Below are 11,099 nucleotides of genomic sequence, written 5' to 3'. Positions count from 1 at the left end.
GGTCGCCGTGACGCTCGGCGTGGCTGCCCTTGTGTATGCCGTCAGCGCGGGAGGCGATCACGGGTGGGGATCGTGGCAGGCAGTCGGCGGATTCGTCACCGCCGCAGTGCTGTTGGGGATCTTCGCGGTGATCGAGCGATCGGTGTCGCATCCGTTGATGCCGCCGAGCCTCATGCGGGAGCGAAGTGTGCTGGGCGCCAACGTGTTCGGATTCATGATCGCGGCAGGACAACTTGCCGCCTTCTACTTCTGCTCGCTCTACATCCAAACCGTGTGGGGTGTCGAGAGTGCGGTGACGGGAGTGCTCTTTCTGCCGTTCTGTCTCTTCGTCGTCGTCGGAATAGCGGTGGCACAACGACTTTCTGCGCGCATCGGAGCGCGAATGGCGATCGTTGTCTTGGGAGTGGTTGCCGCTATTGGCCTCGGGCTGTTCGCGACGATGCCGGCGCACTTCGATTTCTGGCTCGGAATCCTGCTGCCGTCGGCCGTCACGGCTGTCGGGATCGGCGGTTCGATGGTGCTGATCGGAGCGGTGGCAACCGAAGGGGTGTCGCCCGACGACGTCGGCGTGGCCTCGGGCGTGGTGAACAGTTCGCGGCAACTCGGCGGCACCATCGGATTGGCGGTCTTGGTGGCCGCCGCCAGCGGGTACGCGGTGCCGCGCGAGGGGTTTCAGGCGGGGTTCCTGCTCGGCGCGGTCCTGCTGGTGGTCGGGAGCGTCGCGGCGTGGCTCATCCTGCCGCGGCGTCGGAGCGTCGAGGTAGCGAGGGCGTCGGCGTAGGCGCCCGGTCGATGGTCTCGAGCGCCCAGTCGGCGCTCTCGAGCGCCCAGTCGGCATGCTGGGGCGCCCGGTCGATCTCGTGTCAGCCGTTCCGCTCGGCGATGACGCGGGCGGTGGCGGCAGGGTCGGGGCGGTGTCCCGCGGATTCGGGAACGCGCACGAGTTCGGCCCCGGTGATCGCTTCGGCCAGGCGAGGCGCGGCAGCTTCGAGGAGCGGGAAGGTGTCGGAGCCGAGGAGGATCGTGACCGGCATCGCGACGGTGAGCATCTGGGGGGTCGGTTGCGAGAAGTCCCGCGCGATCGTCGCGTCGTAGACCACCGACTGGGCGATTGCCAGCAGGCCGTCGAACATCGGACTGTTCCGGATCTGCTCGACGATCGCAGGTGGGAGGCCGACGCCTTCGAGTTGGAACGTGGTCACGGCGTCGGCGCGCTGGCCGTCGTCGACCATCTGTTGGAGCCTGTCGGGGAGGTCGGTTGCGGGGTCGTCCTCGCCGAAGCGAAACGGAGGTTCCGAGAGGAAGAGGTGGTCGATCGGTACGCCCCGCGACGCGGCGAACAGTGCGAGGATCGCGCCCGATGAGTGCCCGAGCACAGCGGCCGTGCCGCCGGTTGCGGAGATGACGGCGGCCAGATCCTCGGCCTCGCGATCCGGCGAGTACGGCCGGGTGTCGCCGCTGTATCCACGGGCGCGTCGATCGAAGACGACGCCTGTGAAGCCCGCGTCGGCGAGTGCCTGCGCGAGGGGCGCGGCGTCGGACGCTTTCGACATCGCACCGTTGACCACGACGACCACAGGGCCGGTGCCAATCGTGTCGTACGCGATGGGTGTGCCGTCTTCAGATGTGACGTGGGCCATACCACCATTCAACCAAAATCAGCCCCGTTCGACGTCCAGGAGATACTCGCGGAGACGATCCCGGTGCCTGCTCACCCACCAGACACCGAACCGATGGGCGCCGTACCAGATCGCTGCGGTGACCAGTACAGCCAGCATCGCGCACAGCGCGAACTCGGTGTCGGTCTGTGCGGTGTCCCATCCCTGGCGGTTCGTGAGCTTCCAGATGGCTACCGGCGCGACGACGATCAGGGCGAAGGCGAGCGGGAAGATCAGGTTCGGCATGGCGATCAACAGCCCCCAGCGGACGATCACCTGACGGAAACGCCGCCTGTTCTGCCAGCGCCATCGGAGAGAGCGCTGGTGGTAGGGAAACGTGACGCCGACCAGGCCGCTCACCGCGAGCGCGCCGAACGGCACCACCGCGACCGCGAGTATGACCTCGATGGCGAACCGCCAGTGCGTGTGTTGCGTCATCGCGATTGCCACCGCGATGACGGTGCACAGCGGGCCGATGATCAACCAGACCGCCACGACCTTCGCGCGCAGCAGTGCGGTGAGCTCGGCGGGATCGTCGATAGCTGCGAGAGCTCGTTCGGGGTCGCTGGTCAGCACATTGGTGACGAACGCATCGGTGTACATCCATCCCGCAAGCGCGTACGGGAGGCCCTCCGGACCGGTGAAGGTGAAGAACCACGAGCGGGGAACCACGTACCAGAGAAACAGCACGATCGCTGCGCTCGACGCCACGGACAACAGGAGATCGCCGGGATGCCGCACGATATGCGTTACTTCGGCTCGGATCGCGGCACGCGTGGTGGGTGTGACCGCCTGCATGCGGTGAGAATAGTTGGTCGAGCTGCGAATTTCCGGCAGCTGTCTCAGGTTCCGTCGGCCGCGGGAGTGCCCACATCACTAAGCGCAGCGACGACTACGAGGGCAACGATGCCGAGTACGCACCAACTCATCACCCCGATACGACGCAGATTCAGCGTCGCCTTCGGAGCGGGATTCGCGGTAGCTGACGAGGCCGATGGCTCATTCACCTCAGCAGGCTATCGGCAGCGCGCCGAATCGGCGCCTCGAATGGAACGGCCCGGCCGCGTCGGGGTGTCCGTCGCGGCCGGGCCGGGTAGGCGACGGTGTCACGGAGTGGGCGAGCCGTGACACCGAGGGGCGATCAGTCGTCGTGGATGATCACGCCACGGATGTTCTTACCGTCGCGCAGATCTTGGTAGCCCTCGTTGACCTGCTCGAGCGTGTAGGTCTGGGTGACCAGTTCGTCGAGCTTGAGCTGACCGGCGTCGTAGAGGCGGAGCAGACGGATGATGTCGTACTGCGGATTGGCCGAACCGAACAGTGAGCCCTTGATGGTCTTCTCGTTGAGGGTGAGGTCGATGCCGGGCCAGTGCACCGTGAACTTCGCGGGACTCGAGAGTCCTACGATCACGACCTGGCCGCCCTTGCCGATGGACCCGATCGCCGCGGAGACCACGTCTTCGTCGACGGTGCCGACGGTGACGATCGCGGCATCTGCACCCTGTCCCCAGGACAGTTCGGTGATCTTCTCCTGAGCTTCGGCCGCAGATGCGAAAGCGTGTGTGGCACCGAACTTCACTGCGGTGTCACGTTTGAACGCGACCGGGTCGACGACGATGACGTACTTGGCTCCGGCGTGTACAGCGCCCTGCACCGCGTTGATGCCGATGCCGCCGATGCCGTAGATGACCACGATGTCGCCCGCGCGGACGTTGCCGGCGTAGACCGCCGAACCCCACCCGGTAGGCACACCGCAGCCGACGAGGACGGCCTTGTCCAGCGGCAGCCAGTCGTCGACCTTGACTACGGAGTGCTCGCTGATCGTCGCGCGCTCGCTGAACGTCCCCAGCATGCACATGCCGCCGAAGTCCTGGCCGCCGCCGTGGAAGCGGAACGTGCCGTCGGGCAGCATGCCCTCGAGAATGGTTGCGCCCATGTCGCACAACGACTGTCGGCCCGTTGAGCAGTAGCGGCACGTGCCGCAACTCGGTACGAACGAGCAGACCACGTGATCGCCCGGCTTGACCTTGGTGACGCCCGGCCCGATCTCCTCGATGATGCCCGACCCCTCGTGGCCGCCGACCATCGGATAGCGCGGTGGCAGGTCACCATCGGTGAGGTGCAGATCGGAGTGGCACAGGCCCGCGGCGGTGTACTTGATCAGCACCTCGCCTTCCTTCGGGCCGTCGAGGTCGAGCTCCATGATCTCGAACGGCTTGCCCGCGTCGAGCAGTACGGCGGCTTTGGTTTTCACGGTTGTATCTCCTTGCAGATCAGGGCTAGATCAGAGTGTCGAATCAGAGCGCGACGTTGACGGCCTTGGTCTGGGTGTAGAGCTCGATGGCCGACTGGCCCAGCTCGCGTCCCCAGCCCGATTGCTTATAGCCGCCGAAGGGCATCGCGGTGTCGAAGCCGTTGTACTGGTTGACCCACACCGAACCCGCCTTGATCTGACGAGCGGTCTTGTGCGCCTTCGACACGTCGGTGGTCCAGATGCCCGCGGCGAGCCCGTAGATCGAATCATTGGCTGCCGCAGCGACTCCCGTGTCGGCGTCGAACGGCAACGCCGCGACGACGGGACCGAAGATCTCCTCACGAACGATGGAGAAGTCGGGCTCGACGTCGACGAACACTGTCGGCTCGATGAAGAAACCCTCGTCGCCCCAACGCTTTCCGCCGGTCAGTGCGCGAGCGCCGTCGGCTAGGCCCGCCGCAAGGTAGCCCGAGACGCGGTCGAATTGCTCCTGGCTGACAAGCGGTCCGAGTTCGGTCGTCGGATCGAGGCCCGGCCCGATCTTGGCCTTCGACGCCGCTTCTGCGACAGCGGCGGTGAAATCGTCGAAGATGGGTCGTTCGACGAACAGCCGTGTTCCGGCGACGCAGCACTGGCCGTGGTTGAACATCCACGCTGCGACCGAACCGGCGACGGCCTGCTCGAAGTCGGCGTCGGCGAAGACGATGTTGGGGCTCTTGCCGCCGAGTTCGAGTGAGACCTTCTTGAGGTTGCCCTTCGACGCCTCGACGATCTTCTTGCCCACCTCGGTGGAACCGGTGAAGGCGATCTTGTCGACGTCGTCGTGCGCGGCGAGTGCGGCGCCTGCGTCGCCGAAGCCGGTGACGATGTTGACGACGCCGGGCGGGAAGCCCGCTTCGGTGAACACTTCGCCGAGCAGCAGAGCCGTCAGCGGGGTCTGCTCGGCCGGCTTGAGAATCACGGTGTTGCCCGCCGCGAGGGCCGGGGCCAGCTTGAACGACGCCATCAGGAGCGGGAAATTCCACGGGACGATCAAGCCGCAGACACCGACGGGCTCACGCAACGTGTAGGCGTGGAACTCGCCACCCGGGACGAACGGCATCGAGACGTCGACGGTGCTGCCGGTGATCTTGGTGGCCAGACCGGCGTTGTAGCGGAAGATGTCAGCCGACCATGCGGTGTCGACGGCGGTCGCGATGGTGGCGGCCTTGCCGTTGTCGAGGGCTTCGAGCTGACCGAACTCCTCGGCGCGCTCGTTGAGGATGTCGCCGACGCGCCAGAGCAGACGCTCGCGCTCGTTGGGCTTCATGCGCGACCACGGGCCGTCGTCGAATGCCTTGCGCGCGGCGCGGACGGCGCGGTCGATGTCGGTGGCGTCGCCGCGGGCGACCGATGTCAGCGTGCGTCCGTTGGCGGGATCGATGGTTTCGAAGGTCTCACCGGATGCGGCGGTGACCCACTCACCTCCGATCAGCATCGGTCGATCGGTCGAGATGAAATCCCGGACCTTGGTTGCCAGTTCGGGTGCTACAGCGGTCATGCGTCCTCCTGCTCGAGCGTGCAGATCGTGATCTGCGTCATAGATGCGGATCTGTCTATAGTTCTGCCACTGCTCGCATGGGACGAAGTGTCCAGAAACTGAACACTGCGATGAACACGCATTGACCACTGCCGCGGTGGGGTGATCCGCGGGTGGTCGGTCGTTACCGGGACGCGACAATCAGCGCTGCGTCTGCGTGGTCGGGTTGTGCGCCGCACTCAACCCACATCGCGCGGCAGCAGATCGGTGAGCTGACTCGGCTATCCGAGTGGAGTCCGCGGCAGGGTGCCCACTGTGTGCAGCGAGATGTCGACGTACTTCTCCGCCACCATCTGTGGGGTCAACGGTCCGTCGTCGTGAAACCACCGCGGGATCGATTGGCACATGGCGAGTACCGCTCTTGTGGTTTCGGCGACATCGCTGACGTGCATGACGCCTTTGGTTGTTCCGGTCTGCACGATGTCGAGGACCAGATCTTCGATCCCCTTGCGAAACACGCGATACCGCAACCGGTTCTCGGGGCCCGCATACCGGATCTCGCCTTCGACGGCCGCCAGTCGGACCCGACTCGTCATGACCAGGACGATCGATTCGATGACGTTCGCCAACTCGGTCACCGGGTCGCCCGCTGCAGCAGCCCTGGCGGCGTAGGCGCGCGCGAGCACGTCGCCGGTCGAGTACTCCAGAAGAGCCAGCAGGATGCCCTCTTTGCTCTTGTGGTGGTAGTAGAGGGCGGGGACCGTGACACCGACCTTCGCGGCGATCTGCCGCACAGAGGTGCCATGAAATCCGTTGTCGTAGAACGCCTCGAGCGCTGCCTGAAGGATCGGCGACAACTCCGGTGGGTCGACGCGGCGCCAAGCAGGCGGCGTCGTGCCGGCTTCGGCTCCCGCGGTTGACGCCGTCATGAGGGCCCTAACTATCGATCGATAAGTTCGGGTTCATCCGAGCGCGAAGGTGCTGTCAGATCCCCAATGCGCGGATGCGCGCGTAGAGGGTGGTGCGGCTGATGCCCAGGTCACGGGCGGCATGCACCTTGTTGCCGGTGTGTCGGTCGAGTGCTTCCAGGATGGCTGCGCGCTCGGCTTGTTCGCGTCCGGAGAGGTGGGCGGCCCGGCTCGTCGTGCGATGGTCGGCAGGCAGATCGGCGGGTTCGATCGCACGCGCGCCACGGGCATCGCACGAGCGTACGGCCTGCGCCAACACCGAGGACAGTTCGACGAGATTCCCGGGCCACTCCTGACAGACGAGGGCCTCGAGCGTCGGCGCGCTGACCGAATGCACCGGGGGTGAACCAGATGCCGCGTGTGAATCGAGTGCAGAGCCCGAGGTGATGTCGCCGAGTATCTCGTCGACGATGTCGGCCAGTTCGGAGGTGCGGTTGCGCAGCGCGGGGACATCGAGACGCGTGGCGCACCTGGCCGTCAGTGCCGCGACGGTGGTTCGCGCCTGGTCCGGCGGTCCGGCGACCAGGACGAGCGGCGCTGCCTTGTCGGCCGTGCGGCACGCGGCCGCCAGGATGGTGAGCGACCTGTCGTCGAGCAGGTCGACGCCGTCGACGATCAGCGCACGCGAGCGACGTCGTGAATCGCCGATCAGGGTGCCGATGTCCGGCTGATCGCCGGTGATCAACAGCTCGGCGACGTCGACGGTCGTGGCGTCGGGTCCTGCCATCGCGCGGGCCTTGGTGCTGCGTCCGGTTCCGGGCTCTCCGGTGATCGCGATGGTGGCCTGCCGCGTCGACGGTATGTCGGTGCAGACCATCGTCCGCGCGGGCGATGTGCTGGGCCGCAGACCGAACAGCGCCGCCCCGCGGGCGCCCACGACAGGCGTGGCGAGCACCTCGACGCCGACTCCGGACGCAAGGACCAGTTGCAGGGTCGTCTCCCGGAGGGCAGGGTCGGCGGCGATTGCACGCAATGCGGCGATGTCTGTCGGCGAGAGCAGTTCTGCTGCACGCGAATTGGTGAGCTGTAGGTCTTCGCTGATGGCTGCGACCGCGACGTCGCGACGGGGTGCCGCGCGCTGGAATGCGTCGAGAACCCGACGCTGCTGTGCGCGCGAGCGGTCGAGGAGACGGTCGGCGATGTCGCCGACGATGCCGGTCACGAGGGGCACCGACAGGGGGTTCATGCGATCGGCGATCTCCGTCATGCACAGGATGCCTGCGAGGCGACGGGTGGCCGGATGGATGATGGGCGCGCCGAAACAGCTGAGCGACTTGAACTGCTCCAGGTAGTGCTCGCGCCCGTTGACGGCCAACCCTCGACGTATCTCCGCGGGCGTGCCAAGAGCCGTGGTGCCGACGGTCTCTTCGCCGAGGTCGACGCCGGGTGTCGCGCCGACTCTGTCGAGTGCGCGGTCGACGGTGGTGCCGAGGCAGACGCGGGAGACCATCCGGCACTCGTGGTCGACGAGCAGCAGTGAGGTGCCGGTGTCTGCGAGCCGTGCGGCGGCGTCGTCGAGGACAGGGCGCGCGGCGTCGAGGAGGACATCCGAGCGTGAGGCGTCGTCGACGAGTTCGGGTAGCGGGCTGTCGGGTTGTACGCCGGACAGCGCGGAGCGGCGCCACGACTGCGCGATCACTGCGCGTTGCGGCGCACTCACCGATGAGGCGAACGATGTGTCGATGGTCACAACATCGCACAGAATCGCCGCGAAGGAAAGGTTGGGTGCCCGGCTCGGTGCCGGATGCGCACACTGACCCGTCCGCGGCCGAACTGTTCACTACGGTGGGGGAATGGCAACTCCGGCACCTGACGGCGTCCAATTCACAGACGACGTCGAATCAACTGATGACGTCGAGTCCACCGATATTGCAACCTTCGACCCGCCCTGTGGTCGGGTCGTCGGCACCGTTGACGGTCCGGTCGTTCGCGCGCGGGCCATCCCGTACGCCCGTGCCGATCGGTTTGCGGCGCCGGAGCCGGTCGCGCCGCGGACGGTTCCGCACCGCAGTGACGCCCCCGCGGCCGCGTGCCCGCAGGTGTCGAGTCCGCTGGTGACGATGATGCTCGGCGGTCCGGCGACTAGCATGGTCGCCGACGAGGACTGCCAGCGGTTGACCATCACGCGGCCGACGCGGGAGTTCGACGCCCCGCTGCCGGTGATGGTGTGGGTGCACGGCGGATCGTATGTGCTCGGCGCAGGAGACGAGCCGCACCACGATCCGACCGCGCTGGTGTCCGAGCACAACGTGATCGTCGTGGCAGTCACCTACCGGCTCGGTGTGCTCGGGTTCCTCGGCGACGGCTCGCAGGAGCGTCCGGCCAATCTGGGGCTGCTCGACCTCATCGCAGCGCTGGAATGGGTGCACGAGAACATCGCGGCGTTCGGCGGCGACCCCGATCAGGTCACCTGCGCCGGGCAATCGGCAGGCGCCGACGCAGTGGCGCACCTGATGACCGTGCCGCGTGCCGCCCGGCGCTTCCGGCGGGCGATCCTGCAGAGCGCACCCTTCGGCATCCGCTGGAACCGCAGCGACATGGTCCGCGACATATTTGCGCGCACAAGCGAGTTCGACGCCGAGACGCCGATCGGCGCCATTCTCTCGACACAGCAGAAACTGATCGTCGACGGACCGCGGTACGGGCTGACGGGGGCGATGCCGTTCGGCGTGCAGTACGGGATGGAACCGCTCCCTGCGGAGCCAGACGTCGAGGATGCGTGGGCGGCGTCGGCTCCAGACATCGACCTGCTCGTCGGCTGCACCCGCGACGAGATCGAGTTCTTCGTCCCTGGCGTCCCGATCGCCGAGACGGCGTCGCACTTCCCGGTGTTGGGCAGACCGATTCGACGAATCGCCACCTCGCTGATCACGCGCAAGGTCTACACCGCCCCGACCGCCGACTTTGCACGCAAGCACGCGGCGGCGGGCGGCAGCGTCGTCGACTATCGGTTGCATTGGCACGCACCGGGAAACGCGCTCGGAGCCGCGCACTGCGTCGATCTGCCGCTGCTCTTCGGCGTCGAGGAACAGTGGGCGGGTGCGCAGTTGCTCGAGGGTGCGACGTGGCCGCAGGTCGAGGAGGCCGGGCGGGTACTGCGCGCCATCTGGGGTCGCTTCATCCGTGGTGAGGATCTCGGCGAGCGTCAACCCGACGACGCGCGATCGGTGCTGCGGTATCGGCGGGCGTCGGCGTAGGTCGGCGGCGTCTGGGCACCACGACCTGACTAGCGTGGTGTGCATGCGCGTGGCGACCTGGAACGTGAACTCAGTCAAACAACGTATCCCGCGATTGCTGCCGTGGCTCGACGAACGCTCACCCGACGTGGTCTGCCTGCAGGAGACCAAGCTTTCCAACGACGTGTTCGACACCGTCCTCGGCCCCGAATTCGCCGAGCGCGGTTACCAATTCGCGCATGTGGGCCAGGGGCAGTGGAACGGGGTCGCGATCTTGTCGAAGGTCGGACTCGACGACGTCGTCGCCAACTTCGACGGTGCGCCCGGCTTCCCTGACCCCGCGTCGGCGCCGGAGGCCCGCGCGGTGTCGGCGGTGTGCGGGGGAGTGCGCATCTACTCGCTGTACGTACCCAACGGCCGCGAACCCGACTCGGATCACTACCACTACAAGCTGTCGTGGCTGGAGCGGTTGCGCGAGGTCGTCGCGGCCGGGACGAGCGTCGACGCGCCGTCGAACACGATGCTGTGCGGCGACATGAACATCGCGCCCGCCAACGCTGACGTCTACGACCCCGCTGCCTTCGCCGGCCACACGCACGTGACGGTGGCCGAACGGTCGGCGCTCGAGGACATCGAGGGACTCGGCCTGCACGACGTCGTGCGCGACCGCTGGCCCGACGAGCGGGTGTTCAGCTACTGGGACTATCGGGCGGGCATGTTCCACAAGGACCTCGGCATGCGGATCGACCTGATCCTCGCCGGCGCCGACGTGGCCGCCCGGGCGAAGGCCGCGTGGGTCGACCGCGCCGCCCGCAAGGGCACCAAACCCAGCGATCACGCCCCCGTCGTCGTCGACCTCGACACCGCTCCCGACGGCGACATCGGCCCGATGGTGCCCCCGCCGTCGAACCCCGCCCGCAAGGGCGCCACCGCCCGCCTGCCGCAAGCGAAGTAGGCGCCCGGGGCCCACCCATAACGCCAAATGTGTGTCGTATCGAAAGATGTGGGTGCTGCAGCACACAGATCCTTCGGTTCGACACACATCTAGCCCGGCCGTGATGCTGCCGTGCATGCGGGTCGCAAGGTCTGGCTCGAGCCGGGGTGCGTACACAATCGTGACGTCAGCGGGGCGCCGAGGAGATTATTGTCTCGGCGTCGCGCTGACGACCGAGTTGTGTACGCGCGCTGCGGAGTTGGCGGTCTGGCGGGCGTCGGGCAAGGTGTCGCGCGGGCCCCGACCAGCGGCCGGGCGCCCCGCTGGTCGAGCGGGCGCGAGCGCAGCGAGCACCCAGGTCGAGACCACTGCGCGCGGCGGGTGATCTCGACAGGCTCGATCAGCGGGGTGGGGCTCGATCGGCGGGGCGGGCCCGACTGCGAAACAGCAGCCCCCGCTGGTCGAGCGGGCGCGAGCGCAGCGAGCACCCGAGTCGAGACCACTGCGCGCGGCGGGTGATCTCGACAGGCTCGATCGGCGGGCCGGGCCCGACTGCGAAACAGCAGCCACGCTGGTCGAGCGGGCGCGAG

10 protein-coding genes are annotated in these 11,099 nt (G+C 67.2%); 3 read left to right on the top strand and 7 right to left on the bottom strand.

Annotated features, from left to right (window positions below):
• Positions 1-781 (top strand): MFS transporter (locus tag B3T59_RS22800; protein ID WP_349681982.1); only part of this gene is annotated, 781 nt, incomplete at its 5' end.
• An 82-nt stretch (positions 782-863) separates the two neighbouring features.
• Here B3T59_RS22800 and B3T59_RS22795 read toward each other — a convergent pair.
• The 7 genes from B3T59_RS22795 to B3T59_RS22765 all read right to left on the bottom strand — a co-directional run bounded on the left by B3T59_RS22795 (position 864) and on the right by B3T59_RS22765 (position 8,089).
• Complete coding sequence (locus B3T59_RS22795) at positions 864-1,640, bottom strand: alpha/beta fold hydrolase (RefSeq protein WP_287005216.1); 777 nt, start codon at positions 1,638-1,640, stop codon at positions 864-866.
• Positions 1,641-1,658: 18 nt separating this feature from the next.
• Positions 1,659-2,456 (bottom strand): hypothetical protein, encoded by a 798-nt coding sequence (locus tag B3T59_RS22790; RefSeq protein ID WP_005206611.1) that lies wholly within the window; start codon positions 2,454-2,456, stop codon positions 1,659-1,661.
• A gap of 44 nt (positions 2,457-2,500) precedes the next feature.
• The gene (locus tag B3T59_RS22785; RefSeq protein ID WP_287005215.1) at positions 2,501-2,665 is read right to left on the bottom strand and encodes a hypothetical protein; all 165 of its coding nucleotides are present in this window, start codon (positions 2,663-2,665) and stop codon (positions 2,501-2,503) included.
• Between the two features lie 134 nt (positions 2,666-2,799).
• Positions 2,800-3,912, bottom strand: a complete 1,113-nt coding sequence (locus B3T59_RS22780) for an NDMA-dependent alcohol dehydrogenase (protein ID WP_005206609.1) — start codon at positions 3,910-3,912, stop codon at positions 2,800-2,802.
• A 43-nt stretch (positions 3,913-3,955) separates the two neighbouring features.
• A complete protein-coding gene (locus B3T59_RS22775; protein ID WP_064864181.1) occupies positions 3,956-5,452 on the bottom strand; it encodes an aldehyde dehydrogenase family protein in 1,497 nt (498 codons plus the stop codon).
• Positions 5,453-5,712: 260 nt separating this feature from the next.
• Positions 5,713-6,360: a TetR/AcrR family transcriptional regulator gene (locus B3T59_RS22770; RefSeq protein WP_064864180.1), complete on the bottom strand. Its 648-nt coding sequence runs from the start codon at positions 6,358-6,360 to the stop codon at positions 5,713-5,715.
• Between the two features lie 55 nt (positions 6,361-6,415).
• Positions 6,416-8,089: a sigma-54-dependent Fis family transcriptional regulator gene (locus tag B3T59_RS22765; protein ID WP_064864178.1), complete on the bottom strand. Its 1,674-nt coding sequence runs from the start codon at positions 8,087-8,089 to the stop codon at positions 6,416-6,418.
• A 103-nt stretch (positions 8,090-8,192) separates the two neighbouring features.
• Between B3T59_RS22765 and B3T59_RS22760 the strand changes: the two genes are divergently transcribed.
• Positions 8,193-9,596 (top strand): carboxylesterase family protein, encoded by a 1,404-nt coding sequence (locus tag B3T59_RS22760; protein WP_005206605.1) that lies wholly within the window; start codon positions 8,193-8,195, stop codon positions 9,594-9,596.
• 43 nt (positions 9,597-9,639) lie between these two features.
• Entirely contained in the window at positions 9,640-10,530 is an 891-nt protein-coding gene (locus tag B3T59_RS22755) for an exodeoxyribonuclease III (protein ID WP_039855905.1), read from the top strand.
• Positions 10,531-11,099 lie beyond the last annotated feature (569 nt).

The sequence above is a fragment of the Gordonia sp. UBA7860 genome (genome assembly GCF_002500165.1).
In the GTDB taxonomy this organism is placed as follows: domain Bacteria; phylum Actinomycetota; class Actinomycetes; order Mycobacteriales; family Mycobacteriaceae; genus Gordonia; species Gordonia sputi.
The sequence above is the reverse complement of the archived record's forward strand: the minus strand, read 5'-3'. Positions and strand labels throughout refer to the sequence as shown.